Origin of the sequence: Haloferula sp. (assembly GCF_049672945.1) — a bacterium.
Lineage (GTDB): Bacteria > Verrucomicrobiota > Verrucomicrobiia > Verrucomicrobiales > Akkermansiaceae > Haloferula.
Genome location: NZ_JBATWY010000191.1, coordinates 14,477 through 32,116, shown reverse-complemented (window position 1 = coordinate 32,116; position 17,640 = coordinate 14,477). Strand labels below are relative to the sequence as shown.

The following is a 17,640-nucleotide window of genomic DNA, read 5'->3' as shown; positions in this document are numbered from 1 at the left end:
CAACAAAAATGGTTTGAGAGGCACCCGTTTTCTACGGGGCTCATGACTCGGAGCTTCAATTTTGATCCCTGAAGCAAACTGAATCCAAACCTTCATGAAACACTGACCTTCAGGACTGCACTTGGGATTCAAAACAATTTGAAAGTTTTCCTTGAGTTCATCGGCCGTGGCTTCAATGTTGCATAAAGTTGCATTGTCAACAGTGGTCGGCTCGTATCTCTCAGCGTCGATCTCTGTCAGTGGAGCAGACCCATCAACCAAGAATCATGAAACTAAAAACCCCGAGTTTGTTAATGTGCCTGCTGGGCACGGCGCTGAGTGCGCATGCGGAATTTGTCTTAGCCCCGAACGGAGACTTTTCAACCCCTGGAGGAGCGGAGTGGACTGCTGGTCCATCCGAAACCAATGGCGCGGGTCCGGGAGGTGGGCCTGTCTTCAGTTTCCCGGCAGCGGACGGCAATACGGGAGGATTCGCCCAGATCAACCTCGATACGGGGGGCTTCGCGGTCATTTTCGCGGACGCCTCCGTTGAGTCGCTCGGCCTTACTGCTGGTGAGACTTACAACTTCGGGATGGACATGAAGAATTTGAATGGGCCCGGGGCAGTGGCCAAATTGAAACTCGAATTTTTCATCGGTGGCGGACGTGTTAGCGAACGTATCGAAGTTGCTCCATTGCAGGGCGACGGAAGCTCGTGGGCGACCTATACCTTCACCAATGTATTGGTTCCGCTGGGCATCGAGTCCATTCGCTTCGTGCCTCTTGTCGATAGCAGCCCCCTGAATATCGGCTTCGATAACATCGGTGTCGACAACACTCCAGTCGTCGTGGACCCCCCTCCAATGGGCGATTTTCTTGCTCCCAATGGTGATTTCAGCTCGGGGAACACTTCCTGGGGTCAAGATACCAACGTGCCGAATGCGCCGGGCGTGTTTTCATACCCCGGCGGAGGGGGTAGTCCCAACGACGTTGGGGGCCATGCTGCGATCAATTTTATCACAGGCGGCACGGCAAACCCTTATGCGGTAATCTTCAGTGATGCCCTGTCCCTGTCAGGCTTGGGTTTGGTTCAAGGAGAGACCTATGTGTTCACCGTCGACATGAAGAACCTCGACGGTCCAGGAAGGGTCGGGAAGGTCAAGTTTGAATTCGATCAGGTGGAAGATAACGACAACCGCGACCGTGAGCCGGATGAGTTGATCGGAGACGGAGGTAGCTGGCAAACGTACGAGTTCACCGTAAAGATTCCCAGCAATGCCAGTACGATCAAATTCGTGCCAGTCTTGGCAGGTGCTGGGGATAGCAACCTCAACATCGGCTATGACAACATCGGCGGGAGCAACATTCCCGTCGAGCCACCACCATTCGTCCCGGTCCAGATTCCCAATCCCGGCTTCGAACTGGAACCGGTTGGGGTCGATTGGAGCCCCTTCAGCCCGCTACCGAGTTACATCAGCTATGTCGAAGGCGACACGGGCAACCCCAGCAGGTTTGTCCAACTCACGGATGTCCCCGAGGAATTTGCTGAGTTGAAGGCCTTCAACGGGGCTGAGGTGACCTTTGCTTCACTGGGTCTCGCCCCCGGTGACCCCTTTTCCGTTCAGGTGGACATGAAGATTATCACCCCCGGCAGCGATCCAACCTCCCCGATCGGTGGTATCAGTGTGGTGGGACCAGCGGGATTCAGTGCCCCCGATGGTTTCCCCGCTCTCATTGGTGATGGCTCGACTTGGGAGACCTACACCATTGATTTCACGACTCCCACAGGAGCCGAACAAAATCGAGCCTCGTTCGGCCTCGTTCCCGGGAAACGGTTAAGCGGTGCTACGGTCGCTTTTGACAATATCCAAATCCTCGTGGCTCCCCAGGCCCCGTTCACCGCGGCGATTGAGCAAGGGACGGTAGTCACTTGGGAGCCGGCCGGTGCCGAGTTCACCTACCAAGCGCAGAAGTCTTCCGACGGAGTGACCTATACGGACTTTGGTCCGCTGATCACAGGAGACCAAGTGACCTCGTCGTTCGACGCCGAAGGTGCGGCCTTCTATCAGGTCGTGGAATCGTCGCTGGAACCGTTCGAACTCGTCACGAATCCCGGATTCGAAGACGGCAGTAATTCGTGGAGTCTTCAAGGTGATACCCCACCCCAACTCGTCATGGATCCGGCGCTTGCCGACGAAGGAAACAATTCGATGAGAATGGCGGTGCTCACAGGTCCTACTGCGATGCTTCCAGATACATCCGTCCTGCAGCAAGCCGGTCTTGGAATCCTGCCAACTGATGTGCTCGAATTCTCCTTCTCGGCGAATATTGAGAACCGCGATGAGCCGGTGGTCATGAATTACTCGATCAAGTGGCGCAGGGAGAATGGAGAGGTCATCAGTAGCGCCGACGGACCCATTGACACGCCGATCGGAGTTTGGACTCAGGTTACCAGAACGGGGTTGGTGCCGCCTGATGGAACGAGCACCGCCATTATCGAGTTCTCGATTGGCACAGGCGCGGGTCCGGATCAGTCGGGAGCCGTGCGGATCGATAATGTTTCGCTGGTAGTCCCCGAAATGGGAAATTCCGAAATCATTCCTGCGACTTCAGCCCCGGGGGTGCAGGTGTCCTGGCCCACCAAGAGCGGAAGCAGCTATCAACCGAAGGTCTCCACGACTCTCTCGGGCTTCACCAACTTGGGTCCGGTGATCGAGGGCGACGGAACCGTCAAGACGATCTCCGACCTGATCTCACCTCCGGCGAAGTTTTACGAGATCGACGAGACTCCTTGAGTCGGGTCACGATCCACGAATTCAATCATCCCGGTATCGTGCGGTGGAAGGCAACTTCCGCCGTCGGTCCCGGGATTTTTTGTGGTCGTCGAACGGGTGGCGCTCCCGTGCTGAATCCCCTCAACAGCATGCCAGTGAGAAGCCGAGGGGAATAAGAGGGTATTCTTCCGGCCGAGAGACCTTGCTCAGGGCATGGACCGCAGAGCTTGCTTGGATTGGGTCGATAAAGCGATGCGTGAGCGCTCACGCCAAGCCTATTCGGATCAACATCTTTCCCGATGCTCCGAACAGGCGTCCGCCAAGGTCCGTAAAGCTGGTCCGCGCCTTTGAGACGGGATCTGCCGAGCAAAAAACCGCAGGACTCAATGTTTGGGTGGCCAAGAATGGCTCACCGATTGATCTCAGCTTCATCCTTGCTCGGTGAGGCAGGACGAGTGGTGGTACCGGTCTCCACCGCTGGCTCCCCTGGAAGTTTCCTGAACTCCTTCCAAACGTTTGCCGTCTCCTGAACCAGCACGATTCTTTCCTGATACTTGCCGCTATGGAAGAGGAACTTCACCGTCGGTAAATTGCCGAACTTTGATTTTTCGCCGTAGCTCATCTCAATAATGTAGTGAGGAGTGGGCTTCTCACCCTCCTTCCACTCGCCATACCAGTCCTCACCAAAGTAGAGCTGTGCCGAGTCAAGGACCGGTTTGTCAATTCCCTCCAACTCCACTTCAGGAATCTCGATCGACTTGCCGATGATGCCGAGCTTGACCTTGGTCAGCGAGTCACTCCCTTGGAGAGCGACCGTCGCGGCGGCATTCGATTCAGCGACACTGAAGGTCACCGAGGACCATGGTTTGGCGACATCCTCCGCATGCATCAGGGAGGTGGTGACGGCGAATAGAATGGTTGAACTGAGTAGCTGTTTCATGGGTTTTCAGAGTCGTTGTAAGCCTATGAAACATGGGTCAGTAGAAGGTCTCTGACAAGAGGGAATCAAAATTCACCGACAGCGATCAGGTTCGCGCGATTTGAAAGCGGGAAAGACAGCTGTCTCGTTGGCCGGAGCCTGCCCTATTTCCGGGAACACGACTTTGCAAAGCGTCATGAGGATTTCGCGGGTTTTTACCTCCTTGAAATCCTTGACACTTGAGGGTAATCTCCGCTTTCTTTCGGCCCGCGCCGGGTTCGGCGTGGAAAACCGAGCACCCGTAGCTCAATTGGATAGAGTGCCTGACTACGAATCAGGAGGTTAGGGGTTCGACTCCCTTCGGGTGTACCACTTTCAAAGCCCTGCAAACCCCGTGTTTGCAGGGCTTTTTGCTGCACTGTTCAGACCAGCAAATACGGACAGATCATCTCCGGAGCCGACTCACCGTCGATTTGGGAGGCCGGAATGCGAGGCGGCCGGATCAAACCTCCGCCCATGAACTACCCCCGAGGCCTTGAGAGAAAAATGGTAGCAGAGGGCGGATTTGAACCGCCGACCAAAGGCTTATGAGTCCTCTGCTCTACCCCTGAGCTACTCTGCCATTTTTTCCATGTGGAAGTCATTCAGGCTTCCGGGGGGGCGCTGGATACCTTCCCGATTCGTGCCTGACAACCGAAAAATCAGCTGCCTCGTTCCCTTTGTCTCAAGGGCCTCAAGGGTTGGAGGCCGATACCGTACTGAAATCCTTGTAGGTTTTGATCCGGGGCCGCTTGGATCTGGGGTCCGTGTAGGCAAAAAAGAGGTAGCGAACGCCCGGAAGGAATCGCAGGGCGCTTTCGTTGGCCTTCCGCCAATCGTCATCCTGCTGAAATTCGAAAATCACGGGGGCCATATTGAACGAATCGCGCTTCGTGGGCATGGCATAGGTTTTGGTATCCGCCTGATGAAGAGCTCCCTTGTGTTCTCCGATGATGTAACGGATGTCACCCTTGTGGAAATTGGCAACCAAGGCCCCACCTGGAGGAAAGCCTTTGGCCGAGTCATTGATCGTGATCACCTTCCATGGAAGTGGCGCCGACTTGGACGCGGGGAGGAAAATCAGGATGGCAGAACGGACTCCGGATGGAATCGTTGCCACTGCCTGCAGCGTTGCATCATCCGGGGAGGTGAAGTTGATCTTGTTGTCGAGCGCGATGCATACGATCGGATCGGAGATCCTGCTGGCGCTGAGGGGGCAGGGGATTTTGTCCCCTCCCGGTGCCGACGCATTGAGCGCGGATTGCTTGCCGTTTGACCCGAATGAGAGGAAACGGCATTGAACTTGGCGACCCTCCTCAGACTTGCCCTGAGCAAAACTGATCGAAGGACTGAGAAGGATCAGCAGGGAAATGAGAATTCGCATAAGACGGAGCAGGATAGGAATTGAGAATCTTTGGTCGATCTCAAATCTCATTCGCTGCCAGCCAACGGAACGAGGTAATCAGGAAGCGGCGGCCAAAGTTCTTATTGGCTTCGCTTGATAGATCGCCAGGCTGAACGTCGGCTGTGTCGCGTGAGTCCACGTATTCCGGAACGCGCTGCACGATAGCTTCGCAAGTGGCTGAAGCGATGATGCGGTCCCCTGCGTCACGAGCTTCGCCGTATCCACGGATCGTGAAGGTGTCGGAACGAGGTGTGGCGGCATTGCCAAGCACGGAAAGGAGATCCGCTTGGCTGAGGTATCCGGGTGCTCCCTGATAGCTTGAGCCGATCCCTGCTTCAGGGTTCTCGTAGCGGTAGTCGGCGACCTCGGCCTGGTCGATTTCGAATCCGGCATTCGCAAGATTGGCGAAATCCTCATTCAGCTTCGAATCGTCGATCGCCTGTTGCAGGGCTCCGCGTTGGGCGGTTTCATCGGAACCGAGACGGCGATTTACGAATTCTGCCATCGAAAGGAAGGGGCCACGTTCGCGAACCTGCTCCACGATATTTTCGGCGAGGAGTTCGAGTTCGTCATCGCTGTATTCCCGTGGCCCGAGCCAGTAGGCATCAATGGGGTCCGCACCATCGATCTCGGATTCACTGACCGGCAGACGGAAGCGACTGATTCGTGCTTCATTGGCACTGACGTCTGTTTTGGGAAGTTCGGCGAAAGCCGAGGACTCGCCAGCCTTGTCGAGTTGATTGAAGATGGCGTTGGTATCATGAATGGACCCAAGCATCGCTTTCCATGCGGAGACCGAAGTCGAATTGATATTGAAGGCTCCGTTCATCACCTGCCAGGCGGCCACTTGCTTGTGGGCATCGTCTTCTCCGATGACATCGTCGACAAACTCTGAAGGGAGTCTGCCATCGGGATGGTAAAACTTGAAACGGGGATCGCTCAGTGGCTCACCGTCGACGAAGTTCTGAGCCAGAGCCTCCATGCTTGCCCCGGAATCGAAGTCACCTTCTTGTGCGGCGAGTCCCGAGAAATAGAACCGGTCGTAGAGGGCAAGGTTGAGAAGGAACGAGTGGTCGAGGTAGGGATACTCGTTTCCGCTCGTTGATACATCTGATGGGTTCAGCATGGGATGGGCCCATGAATTGCCGATGGGTTGGGCAAAGCGTGGAAGATAACCGGAAGACCCTCCTGGGTTGGCGGCATTCAAGCCGACAAGCGTCTGGAGTGGCGCGATTGGAATGTCGTACTGGACGCCAAACTTCGTGCCGTAGTCACCCGTGATTCCGCTGATGAAATTTCCCCGGCCAGTGCCTGGGTCAAATTGGAGCAGGTTGTCGGTCCCGCTTTCAAGCCGTTGGAAAGAGAACTCATGTGAGTGATTCGCAGGGTGTTCGGAGACGATATTGCCTGAGGAGGCGGCAATATTGGCATGTCCGAAGCACCATGGTTTGGTGGCGAGCTCGCCTTCTTCGCTGCCGGGATCAAGTCCGCCAGATGTGGTCTTGGCTTGGGCGCTGACGATGGCGAATGGCTTGATGGTGAGGTTGTCCTTGAGCCTCGTCTCACTGTGGGAGTGCATCTCCATCGTATTGATCGTGCCATCTTTTGGGAAAGTGAGGCTTCCGTCGTTGCCTAGAAGGGTGTCCTGAAGTCCGGTGGGAGAATTGTAATCTAGTTCGATCACGGCCGAGGATGTCTGAATCCTTCCGCTGGTCTTTGCGAAAATCTCCACGGTGAACTTGTTGTCGCTCAGACCAGGAACGCTAAGAGGAGCAAACTTCACGCTGAACTCATCGTCGGCCTTGGCACCGATACAGCCTCCACGGTCCATTCTCTTGCGACCTTCCAGCTCAACGCTGCTGACGCGGATTGGGGCCGGACAAAACCAATCGAGGTCGAATCCGAGGCCGTCTCCACGCCATCCGGGAATCCCTTTGATCGAATGAGTCTTTGTGCCTGCAGCATCCCAGTCGGCAATGCTGTCGGCGCTTCCGGCCTGGTTATTCCATGTTTGGTTCGGATCGAGGTAAGGGGAGAAGAGGATCACTTCTCCCGGGAGCATTCTGAATGTGGATTCGCCGACACGTGGGCGGCTGCTTGACCCGCCGTTCGTGTAGAGGCTCATGCCAAAGCGTTTGGTGATCTGACCTCTCTCTCCTTTGGAATACATGGTGTCCAGAGCGGCCAGCTCGGTCGTTTGTGCCTCACCATTGCGGATGACTTGAAGGCCGAAAGGAACATTTCCGAAGACGACTTTCAGATCGCTGAACTCCAAAGCGACGTTGTAGGGATTGTGGAGAGTGACCACCGGCGTGTAGAGCAGATGGAGGAGGTAGTCATAATTTGATCCTGCAAAATTGCCTGCCCAAGGATTGTGAATCCTAACATCACCCCTATTTTCTTCGGCCGCGCTCGCACCCCGAGGCTTCGGGGTCAAATCGCTTACCTTTGGATATCGGTAGATATCCCGAGTCAGGAGACTGAAGACCACTTGAACCTTGGCGACTGCCGGAAGGAGGGTCAGGCCGGGTGGGGGTTCGCGGTTGACGATGCCACGATCATTGGAAGTCGAGCGGGAACCTTTTGAGGCGACCCAATTTTTGGGAGTCGTCGCCTGCAACACGGGCACGCCATTCGTGGCGCTGACAAGCTCGGTGTTCGAATGGAGTCGCGACAATTCGTGGAGAGACTCCCAGCGCGGATCGGAGGGTGCCTCGGAGGCATTCATGCCGAGCAAGGTGGCATATACTCCTTTTTCTTTATCGTAAGGATCGGGCAGCACTTCACTGTTGGCCAGCATACTGAAATCCTCCTTGAGTCCTCCTTTTGCGGTATTGGTGAGCAAACCGACGGAAGAGGTCGTGACATCGTGGGTGAGCTGCTTCAAATTATCACCTGTGCCGCTGGCAAGTTTCTCCACCGCGAGTTCCATCGACATGCGGCTGATCCCTTTCTTGATCGTGGCATATTCCGAAGAATCAGTTTGGAAGAATTCACGTTCGAGCCCATCGAGGCCTGGGATGGCGGAGGTATTGGGTCGCTGACCCGCCCCCAATTGGGCGGATTGCTGGCCTTTCGAATTCGAATCCGTGTTGTAGGGAGTGTTGATCCGAACCTTGACGCCCTCGTCCATCACGGCCCACGCGAAGGCCCCGGACCCCGACGTGGTGGGAACTTTCGAGGCTCTGACGATGTCCGCGGCGGTGGCCTGGTCGCCAAGGGAACCCTCACCCCAAAGGATCGCAGGATCGGTTGGAGTTTGGTTGGCAAAATCGATCTCATCCGCCGCCTTGCCTCCTAGGCTGGAAGTCAACCATCCGAGAAAGCGCTCGTTTCGCTTGCTTGGCTCGTAGTCAGACGCTGATGGCGGCTGTGTCGCATCAATGTCCCATGATTCCCAGACACCCGCGAGGCGCGGATTGGCGATATTCTCATCAATAACATCGGCGCGTGCGGTGACGCGTTGGTCGGGGCCTGCATTCTTTTGCAACTCACCAATTGCCATCATCAGCGCCATACGGGCGTTTGCTTGAGCGGTTGCCATGGCGTCCGCCTGCGAAGCGGAGCGCAGCGCCACCGTAGAGAGCGAAAGCAGCCCCACAGCGAGCAGGGCAAGCAGAACCATCATGGTGATGGTGACGAGGAGGGCGAAACCTTGCGGTTGGCCGGTAGGTCGAGAGAATCGAATTCTATGGGTTTTCATTCGAAGTGGGCTTTTGGCGGATGGAGCAGAATGGAAAAAACTGGCAGTAGCCTCAGAGCGTGAGTGGTTCTACCTCTGACGGCTTCATGGAATCGAAGTAGGGAGATATGTTGTGCATACTTTGTCGGGCCTTAATATCCCCATTTTTGGGGGGGGGCAATGGTTTTTTGTGTTTACACTGTAAACCGGCGACCGAGGATGTCGAGTTTCGCGACTTTTTGAGCGTTTTGTTGCCGATTTGGTTAAAATCCAAGTTCGCGGGCCTGTTCCCCGATTTCGAATCGTAGGAGCTGGAGTTGGTGAGGGCTTGGGTCAGGTCGCTTCGCCAGATTGCGAACTATCACGGATCCCTGAAATACCTCGAAAATTAGAGGGTTTCAGGACCAAAAAAAAGTCCAAAATAGGACTTGTCAGCTTGGGATCGATGACTAAGTTCGCCGCCCCCACAGCGCGGCCTGCCGCCTCGATCGAGAGGCAAGTTGCTACGAAAATCTTACTAACTATCGGGTGCAGCACCGGAAAACAGGCTCCTGCGAGGGAAATCTCGCCGGTCCTCGGTGCGCCTCATCACGCGAAAAATACCGAACCCCGCAGGAATCTATGCCGACTATTAACCAGCTCGTCCGCAAAGGACGTCACGTCCCGGTCGAGAAATCGAAATCACCGGCGATGGCAAATTGCCCGCAACGTCGTGGCGTCTGCCTTCAAGTGATGACCCGCACGCCGAAGAAGCCGAACTCGGCTCTCCGCAAAGTTGCCAAGGTCCGCTTGACCAATGGCTTTGAAGTCATCGCCTACATCGGCGGTGAAGGTCACAACCTCCAGGAACACTCCATCGTCCTCGTTCGCGGTGGACGAGTGAAGGATCTTCCAGGGGTTCGCTACCACATCGTTCGTGGTGCTCTTGATACTCTCGGCGTCGACAAGCGTCGCCAGGCTCGCTCGAAGTACGGTGCCAAGCGCCCGAAGGAAGGTGATGCCAAGAAGAAGTAATTTCTGACTCCAAACACTTTTCATTATGTCACGCCGCAAGCGCACATTCAAAAAGCCTGATCGTCGCGATTCACGTTACGACAGCCCTCTCGTCGGTCACCTCATCTGCAAGGTGATGAACGACGGCAAACGTTCCCTCGCGGAGCGAATCGTCTATGCCGCCATCGAGAAGGCTAACGAAGGAGTCGATACCGTCGACCCTCTCGAAGTCGTGACTCGTGCGATCGAGAACTCCAAGCCACGCGTTGAAGTCAAGAGCCGCCGCGTGGGTGGCGCCACCTATCAGGTGCCGCTTGAAGTCGATCCGGCACGTTCCGAGTCACTCGCTTTGCGCTGGATCGTGGGTTTCGCCCGCGGCCGCAAAGGAACTCCAATGCATGTTGCCCTCGCCAACGAAATCAAGGATGCCGCCAACAACCAAGGCAGCGCCGTTCGCAAGCGGGACGACGTTCATAAGATGGCCCAGGCCAACCGCGCCTTCGCCCACTTCCGTTTCTAAGTCTCCCGATTGTCTTCTTTAGAACCGTCTTCATCCGATGTCCGCGAATCCAAACAGTCCTGACCGTGCCTTTCCGCTTGAGCGGACAAGGAACATCGGGATTGCCGCGCACATCGACGCAGGCAAGACGACGCTCACCGAGCGGATTCTCTTCTATACCGGGATGATCCACAAGATCGGTGAGGTGCACGATGGTGCCGCCACGACCGATTGGATGGAGCAGGAACGCGAGCGTGGCATCACGATCACCTCCGCCGCCGTGACCACCGAATGGTGGCAGCGTGAAGAAGAGGGGATCACCAAGTCTTTCGTCGACGAGAAGCAGCGGATCAACATCATCGATACGCCTGGTCACGTCGATTTTACCGCTGAAGTTGAACGCTCACTGCGCGTCCTGGACGGTGCCGTCGTCGTTTTCTGCGGTGTCGCCGGTGTCCAACCTCAGACAGAGACGGTCTGGCGTCAGGCCACCAAGTATAATGTTCCGCGCATCGTCTTCGTCAACAAGATGGATCGCGTCGGCGCCGACTTCGACAGCGTGTTCGAAGAGATCAAGGAGAAGCTCGGTGCGAACGCCGTCCGCATCCTGATCCCGATCGGTTCGGAGGATGACCTCCGTGGTCAGATCGATGTGGTCAACAAGAAGGCGGTCTACTTTATCGACGACGCCACTTTTGGTTCGACCTACGAAATCAAGGATCTCGACGCCGAGCAGCAGGAGATTGCCGATCTTGCCTACGAGGAACTTCTCGAAGCCGTTGTCAGTGTTGACGAAGAGCTCGGTGAAAAGTTCGTGATGGAGGAGCCGATCAGCAAGGGGGATCTCAAACTCGCCCTGCGCCGCGCCACCACCAGCAACCAGATTATTCCGGTAGCCGGTGGCTCCGCATTCAAAAACAAGGGTGTCCAGTTCCTGCTTGATGCCGTCGTCGATTACCTCCCGAGCCCGCTCGACATTCCCTGTGCCGTTGGCATGGACCCCGAAGACGAAGATCATCAGATCGAGGTTCATACCAGCGACAATGAGAAGTTCTGCTCGCTCGCTTTCAAACTCTGGGCTGACAAGTATGTCGGTAAACTCGTCTTCTTCCGTGTCTACTCAGGAGTGGTGAAGAAGGGCGACATGATATACAACCCGCGCACTCGCAAGAGTGAGCGAGTCGGTCGCTTGATCCGCATCCAGTCGGACCAGCATACCGACATCGACGCCTGTTACGCCGGCGACATCGCCGCCATGGTCGGTGTCAAGAATGTCCAGACCGGTGATACGCTTGCCGCCGTCGGTCACGATGTCGTTCTCGAGCCTCCAACGTTTCCGGAGCCGGTCATCTCGATGGCCGTTGAGCCGAAGACCAAAGCCGATCAGGAAAAGCTTGCCCTCGCGTTGGTGCGACTTTCCGAAGAGGATCCGACCTTCGCCGTCAAGACCGACGAGGACACAGGCCAAACCATCATTTCAGGCATGGGTGAGCTCCATCTGGACATCATCATCGACCGCATTCGACGCGAATTTAAAGTCGAGGCAAACACCGGTGCCCCGCAGATCGCCTACCGTGAAACCATCACTGGTGAAGCCAATGGTGAAGGCAAGCTGATCAAGCAGTCCGGCGGCAAAGGTCAGTATGGCCACGTGAAGCTTCACATGAAGCCGAACGAAAAGGGCAAGGGTCTTTCCGTCGAAAACAAGATCGTCGGTGGCGAAATTCCCAAGGAGTTTCACAACTCGGTCATCAAGGGAGTCGAGCAATCGATGAGCAACGGATTCGTCGCCGGTTATCCCGTGGTTGATGTCCATGTGGACCTTCTCGGTGGTTCCTTTCACGAAGTCGACTCGAACGAGAACGCCTTCACAATGGCCGCCATCTTCGCGATGCGTGACGGCTTCAAGAAGGCCAATCCCATTTTGCTCGAGCCCATCATGGGTGTCGAAGTTTCCACTCCGGATGACTACCAGGGCGACGTCATGGGTGACCTCAGTCGCCGTCGTGGACAGATCGGGGAAATCGAAACCAAGGGAAAGCTCGCCGTGGTTCACGCCGCCGTCCCTCTCAAGGAGATGTTTGGCTACTCCACGGCCGTCCGCACACTCTCATCGGGCCGCGCCTCGTATTCGATGACCCCATCCCATTTCGAGCAGGTTCCTCCGAACATCGTCGAAGAAATCATCAACGATTACTGATTCCTCCAGTCACCAACTCTCACCAACCGCCAACACCTTTTTCGCCATGCAAAACCAGAAGATCCGCATCCGCCTCCGGGCATTCGACCATCGTGCGATCGACCGCTCCGCTGTGGAGATTGTCGAGACCGCCAAACGCACCGGTGCCAAGGTCGCTGGACCGATTCCGCTTCCGACCCGCATTGAAAAGTTCAGCGTGAACCGCTCCGTGCACGTCAATAAGAAGTCGGCCGAACAGTTTGAAATCCGCACCCACAAGCGCGTGCTGGACATCGTTGATCCAACTGCCCGCACGGTGGATGAGCTGAAGAAGCTCAACCTGCCCGCTGGTGTCGACATCGCCATCCGTATCTGAGTTGCCTCACCAGAATAACTCACATCTCAATTTCAATTCCCTTTAAAGCAATGTCTCTAGGTATACTCGGTAAGAAGCTCGGCATGACTCGTCTGTTTGACGAGGAAAGTCAGGCCATGATCCCGGTGACCGTCGTCGAAGTTGGCGGCAACACCATTCTCCAGACGAAGACCGTCGAAAGCGACGGATACAACGCCGTTCAAGTTGGTTACAACGACCAGAAGGAACAGCGTGTGTCCAAGCCTCTCCTGGGTCACTTCAAGAAGCACGGTTCCGCTCCCAAGCAATGGGTGAAGGAATTCCGTTTCGCCGAAGGCGAAGAGCTTCCCACGGAACATCCCGGTGCGGAAATCTTCTCCGCTGGTCAGTGGATCGACGTGATCGGCACGACCAAAGGCAAAGGTTTCCAAGGTGCGGTTCGCCGTCATGGATTTGGTGGCCTCAAGATGACCCACGGTCACATGATGCACCGCCGAACAGGTGCCATTGGTGCTGGTTCGACACCAGGCCGCGTGTGGAAGGGTCAGCAAATGCCCGGACACATGGGAACCGACAGCCGCACCACCCAGAATCTCAAGGTCGTCGCCGTACGTCCTGAGGATCATGTGATTCTCGTTCGTGGATCCCTCCCAGGAACCAAGGGATCCTACATCACCATCCGTCCTGCCAAGAAGAAGCCGCTTCCGAGCGCATAAGCTTCCTTCATAAAACTTAGAAACGATTTCCGACCATGTCCGCGAAAACTTTCACTACTGACGACGCTGCCAGCGCCAACATCGTCCTCGCCGACAAGGGCAAGGGCTCCCAGGCCGTGCACGACCTCGTCACCGCCTACCGCGCCAACCGCCGCACCGGTTCCGCCTGCACCAAGACCCGTGGAGAAGTCCGCGGCAACAACAAGAAGATCTATCGCCAGAAGGGCACCGGTGGTGCTCGTCACGGTGACAAGCGAGCACCGATCTTTGTCGGTGGTGGCACGGTCTTCGGTCCGCGTCCCCGCGACTACTCGAAGCATGTCACCAAGACCGTCCGCCGCCTTGCGCTGCGCCGCGTGCTTGCCGACATCATCGAAGCCGGCACGCTCAAGGTGCTGCCATCGTTCTCGATTGCCGACGGTAAAACCAAGTCCTTCATTTCGACGGTTTCCGCCGAAGCCGAAGCCCGCAAGGTGCTGATCATCGCCAAAAGCTTTGACGAGCAGACCTACCTCGCCGGCCGCAATGTGCAATGGGCCGAGCTTCGCACCGCTGACAGCGTCAATGTCGAAGAACTTCTCCACGCCAACACCGTGCTCCTCGTCGAGGACTCGTTGGAAACCCTCGCGGCTCGCACCGCCTAATCCTTTCCGCAGAAAGCGCCATGAAAGATCTCTATAAAGTCATCAAAAACGTCCGCGTCTCGGAAAAGGCAACGATGCTCAACGAGCAGAACAACGACGTTGTTCTCGAAGTCGACCCACGGGCCAACAAGCTCGAAATCAAGCGTGCCGTCGAGCAACTGCTCGAAAAGAAGGTCGTCGCCGTCCGGACTCTCAATCAGTCCGGCAAGTTGAAGCGCCAACGTCGTGCCGACGCTGGACGCACCGCCCATTGGAAGAAGGCCATCGTCCGCCTCAAGGCGGGTGAAACCCTCGATCTTGTTTAATTTTTCACCGGCTTAACCGCGCAACCCTTTAACGAGCCATGCCTCTCAAAGAGTTCAAACCCCTGACACCACCACAGCGCTACAAAGTGCTGCCGTCCTTCGAGGAAATCACCAAGAAGACTCCGGAGAAGTCCCTGCTTTCGCCCCTGAAGAGGAGCGGCGGCCGGAACAACACCGGACGCATCACCACCCGTCACATCGGTGGTGGTGCCAAGCGTCACTACCGCCTGATCGACTTCAAGCGCCGCAAGCACGACATGCCTGCCAAGGTCGTCGGAATCGAGTACGATCCGAACCGTACTTGCCGCATTGCCCTGCTCGAATACAAGGACGGACAGAAGAGCTACATTCTCGCTCCTGCCGGTCTCGAAGTTGGAGCAAGCGTCATCTCCGGTGACAACACACCTCCCAAGGTCGGCAACGCGATGCAACTGCGCAACGTGCCGCTTGGAACCGCGATCCACAACATCGAACTGATCCCAGGAAACGGCGGCAAGGTCGCCCGTGCCGCGGGACAGCAGGCGATCCTCTCCAACCGGGAAGGCGAGTGGGCGCTGGTCAAGATGCCGTCCGGAGAGATCCGCCGCTTCAATGCCAATTGCCTTTGCACCATCGGCACCGTCGGAAACCGCGATCACATGAACGAGGTTTCCGGTAAGGCCGGTCGTTCACGCTGGCAGGGCGTTCGCCCGACCGTCCGCGGCATGTGCATGAACCCCGTCGATCACCCGAACGGTGGTGGTGAGGGCAAGTCCAAGTCCGGTGGTGGTCGTCAGCACCTTCTCAGCCCATGGGGCCATGCGAAGGGACAGAAGACCCGCAAGCCGAAGAAGCCAACCGGCACCTTCATCATCGAGCGCCGTAAGAAGAAGCGCTAAGTCAAACCTCCAAGAATTACTGAATCATGCCACGTTCCCTTAAGAAAGGCCCCTACATTGACCAGAAGCTTCTGGCCAAGATCGACAAGGCCGTTGCGGCCGATGACAAGAAGCCGATCAAGACCTGGAGCCGCGCTTCCATGATCACACCTGACTTTGTCGGTTTGAACTTCGCGGTGCACAACGGCAAGACCTTCGTTCCCGTGTATGTCACGGAAAACATGGTCGGCCACAAGCTCGGTGAGTTTTCCCCGACCCGCATCTTCCGTGCTCACGGAGGCATCGGTAAGAAATAGGATCCCGCTTATTCGCATCCCCGCCATGTTCTCTCGCACCATCATCCGATCCTTCACGACCGCCGCCCTGGGGCTGCTGTTGGGGACCGGTGCGTGCCTGGCTCAAGTGGACAATGCCGAGCTCGAAAGCATCATTGGAGAACTCCAACGACGCAACAAGGCTCTGGAGCAGGGGATCGCATCCGCGAACCGCGCCGAAAAGGAAGCTTCCGAACAACTCGCCCAGGTGCGCCGTCACCTTGAAGCGCTCGGACGTGACCTTCTCAATGGCGGCGATGAACGCCTGATCCAGGCCACCGCCGACATTCAGATCCTCAACGAGCGCATTGCGCGACTGGAAAGTGGCGCCATGCAACTCAGTGGCGTCGTCACCGAATACCTCAGAACAGCGGTCGCCGCTGATCCGGATTCACGGCTTCGCCTCGAAACCGCCATGCGGGAGCTTGACGAAGTCCTCGGACTGCGCCAGAAGCCCGCCCCCGCAACTCAAGCCGGCACCGCGAATCGCGCCAAGGTCATGAGCATCGATCCCGAAAGCGGCCTGCTTGTCCTCAATATTGGAGACAAACAGGGGACTCGGATCGGAACCAACTACCGCCTCTTCCGGGGCGACCAATCCTATGGTACCGCGATCATTGCCGACGTCCGTCGCTCGATCTCCGGTGCTTTTGTCGAGACTCTCGATGCCAATCAAGGCCCCGTGAGACTCGGAGACCTCGCCATTTTAGAAACCGAATAATCCGCCACCCCGGCACCCAGCAACCTTCTCACCTCCGATTCCGATGGAAGTTAAAAGCATCACCAAACACGTTCGCGTCTCTCCCAAGAAAGCTCGTGACGTCGCCCGCGAAATTCAGGGACTCCCTGTCTCCGTCGCACTGGACATCCTCACCTTCACTCCGAAGAAGTCTGCCCAGCTGATCAACAAGACCCTCAAGACGGCGATCGCCGATGCCGAGAACAACTTCTCGCTCGATGTCGACACCTTGATCGTCAAGGAAGCCGTGATCGGTGCCGGACCGACCATGAAACGCCACAAGCCCCGTGCCCGTGGTTCCGCCGGAGCCATCATCAAGCGCACCAGCCACATTTTCATCACACTCGCCGAAGCCCCTGAAGAGGAAGCCAAACCCAAGCGCTTCCACGTTTCCAAGAAGGCCGAAGCCTGATCAAGACTCCTAACACGAATTTATTATGGGCCAAAAAGTCAACCCCATCGGTTTCCGCCTCGCAGTCAACAAGGACTGGCGTTCCAAGTGGTATGCATCCGGCAAGGATTATACCGAGAAGCTTCACGAAGATCTCAAGATCCGCAAGTATCTCACCGAGCGCCTCCAGTTCGCCGCCATTTCCAAGGTCGTCATCGAGCGTGCCTGGGCAAGCGTTCGTGTCACCCTCCACACCTCGCGTCCTGGTCTGATCATCGGCCGCAAGGGATCCGAGATCGAGCGCATGACCAAGGACCTCGGCAAGGTCTGCAAGGACTCGCAGGTGAAGATCGACATCATCGAGATCCGCAAGCCGGAGCTCGATGCCCAGCTCGTCGCCGAGCAGGTCGCCGTTCAGCTTGAGCGCCGTATTTCCTTCCGCCGCGCCATGAAGCGTGCCGTCCAGACCGCCATGGAGTTTGGGGCAGAAGGTATCCGTCTTCGTGTTGCCGGTCGCCTTGGTGGTGCGGACATCGCCCGCTCGCAGGTTTACCGCGAAGGCAAGGTGCCACTGCAAACCCTTCGTGTGCCCGTCGAGTACGGTTTCGCCGAAGCCCGCACCGTCTATGGAATCATCGGCGTCAAATGCTGGGTCAACAAAAAGGAAGGTGCCGACGAGGGACCATCCCCACGTGGTGACCGCAACGACCGTCGTGGTCCACGTCGCCCGCGCCAGAACGATGGTGGTGGCGGAGGTGGCAACCGCCCCGGTCCTGCGCCGACACCGGCTCCAGCCCCACAAGCCTGAATTTCCCGTAAACACTAACTT

16 protein-coding genes and 2 tRNA genes are annotated in these 17,640 nt (G+C 56.7%); 14 read left to right on the top strand and 4 right to left on the bottom strand.

Features of this window, described 5'->3' with window-relative positions; all coding sequences use genetic code 11:
* Positions 1–266: 266 nt before the first annotated feature.
* The gene (locus WBG04_RS17625) at positions 267–2,774 is read left to right on the top strand and encodes a hypothetical protein (protein WP_424316021.1); all 2,508 of its coding nucleotides are present in this window, start codon (positions 267–269) and stop codon (positions 2,772–2,774) included.
* 388 nt (positions 2,775–3,162) lie between these two features.
* Here the strand turns inward: WBG04_RS17625 and WBG04_RS17620 are convergent, their stop codons facing one another.
* Positions 3,163–3,693 carry a hypothetical protein gene (locus WBG04_RS17620; protein ID WP_424316020.1) on the bottom strand — a complete coding sequence of 177 codons (531 nt, stop codon included), beginning with the start codon at positions 3,691–3,693 and terminating at the stop codon, positions 3,163–3,165.
* 274 nt (positions 3,694–3,967) lie between these two features.
* Between WBG04_RS17620 and WBG04_RS17615 the strand changes: the two genes are divergently transcribed.
* Positions 3,968–4,044: transfer RNA gene (locus WBG04_RS17615), tRNA-Arg, on the top strand.
* Between the two features lie 175 nt (positions 4,045–4,219).
* Here WBG04_RS17615 and WBG04_RS17610 read toward each other — a convergent pair.
* From WBG04_RS17610 to WBG04_RS17600, 3 genes are all read right to left on the bottom strand, one after another.
* A tRNA-Met gene (locus WBG04_RS17610) sits at positions 4,220–4,294 on the bottom strand.
* A 111-nt stretch (positions 4,295–4,405) separates the two neighbouring features.
* Entirely contained in the window at positions 4,406–5,095 is a 690-nt protein-coding gene (locus WBG04_RS17605) for a hypothetical protein (protein ID WP_424316018.1), read from the bottom strand.
* A 40-nt stretch (positions 5,096–5,135) separates the two neighbouring features.
* Positions 5,136–8,819 carry a hypothetical protein gene (locus WBG04_RS17600; protein ID WP_424316017.1) on the bottom strand — a complete coding sequence of 1,228 codons (3,684 nt, stop codon included), beginning with the start codon at positions 8,817–8,819 and terminating at the stop codon, positions 5,136–5,138.
* A gap of 600 nt (positions 8,820–9,419) precedes the next feature.
* Here WBG04_RS17600 and rpsL point away from each other — a divergent pair.
* The 12 genes from rpsL to rpsC are packed head-to-tail and all read left to right on the top strand — an operon-like array spanning position 9,420 to position 17,619.
* On the top strand, positions 9,420–9,812 hold the full coding sequence (rpsL, locus tag WBG04_RS17595; RefSeq protein WP_424316016.1) for a 30S ribosomal protein S12: 393 nt from the start codon (positions 9,420–9,422) through the stop codon (positions 9,810–9,812).
* Positions 9,813–9,837: 25 nt separating this feature from the next.
* The gene (rpsG, locus tag WBG04_RS17590) at positions 9,838–10,311 is read left to right on the top strand and encodes a 30S ribosomal protein S7 (RefSeq protein ID WP_424316015.1); all 474 of its coding nucleotides are present in this window, start codon (positions 9,838–9,840) and stop codon (positions 10,309–10,311) included.
* A 37-nt stretch (positions 10,312–10,348) separates the two neighbouring features.
* Positions 10,349–12,490 (top strand): elongation factor G, encoded by a 2,142-nt coding sequence (gene fusA, locus WBG04_RS17585; protein ID WP_424316014.1) that lies wholly within the window; start codon positions 10,349–10,351, stop codon positions 12,488–12,490.
* Between the two features lie 46 nt (positions 12,491–12,536).
* Positions 12,537–12,845: a 30S ribosomal protein S10 gene (gene rpsJ / locus WBG04_RS17580; protein WP_424316013.1), complete on the top strand. Its 309-nt coding sequence runs from the start codon at positions 12,537–12,539 to the stop codon at positions 12,843–12,845.
* A gap of 50 nt (positions 12,846–12,895) precedes the next feature.
* The gene (gene rplC, locus WBG04_RS17575; protein ID WP_424316012.1) at positions 12,896–13,540 is read left to right on the top strand and encodes a 50S ribosomal protein L3; all 645 of its coding nucleotides are present in this window, start codon (positions 12,896–12,898) and stop codon (positions 13,538–13,540) included.
* Positions 13,541–13,575: 35 nt separating this feature from the next.
* Positions 13,576–14,184 carry a 50S ribosomal protein L4 gene (rplD, locus tag WBG04_RS17570; RefSeq protein ID WP_424316011.1) on the top strand — a complete coding sequence of 203 codons (609 nt, stop codon included), beginning with the start codon at positions 13,576–13,578 and terminating at the stop codon, positions 14,182–14,184.
* Positions 14,185–14,204: 20 nt separating this feature from the next.
* The gene (rplW, locus tag WBG04_RS17565) at positions 14,205–14,489 is read left to right on the top strand and encodes a 50S ribosomal protein L23 (RefSeq protein ID WP_424316010.1); all 285 of its coding nucleotides are present in this window, start codon (positions 14,205–14,207) and stop codon (positions 14,487–14,489) included.
* A gap of 38 nt (positions 14,490–14,527) precedes the next feature.
* Positions 14,528–15,367 carry a 50S ribosomal protein L2 gene (gene rplB, locus WBG04_RS17560; protein ID WP_424316009.1) on the top strand — a complete coding sequence of 280 codons (840 nt, stop codon included), beginning with the start codon at positions 14,528–14,530 and terminating at the stop codon, positions 15,365–15,367.
* Positions 15,368–15,393: 26 nt separating this feature from the next.
* Positions 15,394–15,663, top strand: a complete 270-nt coding sequence (gene rpsS, locus WBG04_RS17555; protein WP_419530535.1) for a 30S ribosomal protein S19 — start codon at positions 15,394–15,396, stop codon at positions 15,661–15,663.
* A gap of 25 nt (positions 15,664–15,688) precedes the next feature.
* The gene (locus tag WBG04_RS17550) at positions 15,689–16,402 is read left to right on the top strand and encodes a hypothetical protein (protein WP_424316008.1); all 714 of its coding nucleotides are present in this window, start codon (positions 15,689–15,691) and stop codon (positions 16,400–16,402) included.
* A gap of 43 nt (positions 16,403–16,445) precedes the next feature.
* The gene (gene rplV, locus WBG04_RS17545; protein WP_424316007.1) at positions 16,446–16,832 is read left to right on the top strand and encodes a 50S ribosomal protein L22; all 387 of its coding nucleotides are present in this window, start codon (positions 16,446–16,448) and stop codon (positions 16,830–16,832) included.
* A 25-nt stretch (positions 16,833–16,857) separates the two neighbouring features.
* Positions 16,858–17,619 (top strand): 30S ribosomal protein S3, encoded by a 762-nt coding sequence (gene rpsC, locus WBG04_RS17540; protein ID WP_424316006.1) that lies wholly within the window; start codon positions 16,858–16,860, stop codon positions 17,617–17,619.
* Positions 17,620–17,640 lie beyond the last annotated feature (21 nt).

What these genes read in the sequence shown, in the direction of transcription:
- WBG04_RS17625 (WP_424316021.1), top strand. Translation starts at nt 267, where the DNA reads ATGAAACTAAAAACCCCGAGTTTGTTAATGTGCCTGCTGGGCACGGCG.
- WBG04_RS17620 (WP_424316020.1), bottom strand. Translation starts at nt 3,693, where the DNA reads ATGAAACAGCTACTCAGTTCAACCATTCTATTCGCCGTCACCACCTCC.
- WBG04_RS17605 (WP_424316018.1), bottom strand. Translation starts at nt 5,095, where the DNA reads ATGCGAATTCTCATTTCCCTGCTGATCCTTCTCAGTCCTTCGATCAGT.
- WBG04_RS17600 (WP_424316017.1), bottom strand. Translation starts at nt 8,819, where the DNA reads ATGAAAACCCATAGAATTCGATTCTCTCGACCTACCGGCCAACCGCAA.
- rpsL (WP_424316016.1), top strand. Translation starts at nt 9,420, where the DNA reads ATGCCGACTATTAACCAGCTCGTCCGCAAAGGACGTCACGTCCCGGTC.
- rpsG (WP_424316015.1), top strand. Translation starts at nt 9,838, where the DNA reads ATGTCACGCCGCAAGCGCACATTCAAAAAGCCTGATCGTCGCGATTCA.
- fusA (WP_424316014.1), top strand. Translation starts at nt 10,349, where the DNA reads ATGTCCGCGAATCCAAACAGTCCTGACCGTGCCTTTCCGCTTGAGCGG.
- rpsJ (WP_424316013.1), top strand. Translation starts at nt 12,537, where the DNA reads ATGCAAAACCAGAAGATCCGCATCCGCCTCCGGGCATTCGACCATCGT.
- rplC (WP_424316012.1), top strand. Translation starts at nt 12,896, where the DNA reads ATGTCTCTAGGTATACTCGGTAAGAAGCTCGGCATGACTCGTCTGTTT.
- rplD (WP_424316011.1), top strand. Translation starts at nt 13,576, where the DNA reads ATGTCCGCGAAAACTTTCACTACTGACGACGCTGCCAGCGCCAACATC.
- rplW (WP_424316010.1), top strand. Translation starts at nt 14,205, where the DNA reads ATGAAAGATCTCTATAAAGTCATCAAAAACGTCCGCGTCTCGGAAAAG.
- rplB (WP_424316009.1), top strand. Translation starts at nt 14,528, where the DNA reads ATGCCTCTCAAAGAGTTCAAACCCCTGACACCACCACAGCGCTACAAA.
- rpsS (WP_419530535.1), top strand. Translation starts at nt 15,394, where the DNA reads ATGCCACGTTCCCTTAAGAAAGGCCCCTACATTGACCAGAAGCTTCTG.
- WBG04_RS17550 (WP_424316008.1), top strand. Translation starts at nt 15,689, where the DNA reads ATGTTCTCTCGCACCATCATCCGATCCTTCACGACCGCCGCCCTGGGG.
- rplV (WP_424316007.1), top strand. Translation starts at nt 16,446, where the DNA reads ATGGAAGTTAAAAGCATCACCAAACACGTTCGCGTCTCTCCCAAGAAA.
- rpsC (WP_424316006.1), top strand. Translation starts at nt 16,858, where the DNA reads ATGGGCCAAAAAGTCAACCCCATCGGTTTCCGCCTCGCAGTCAACAAG.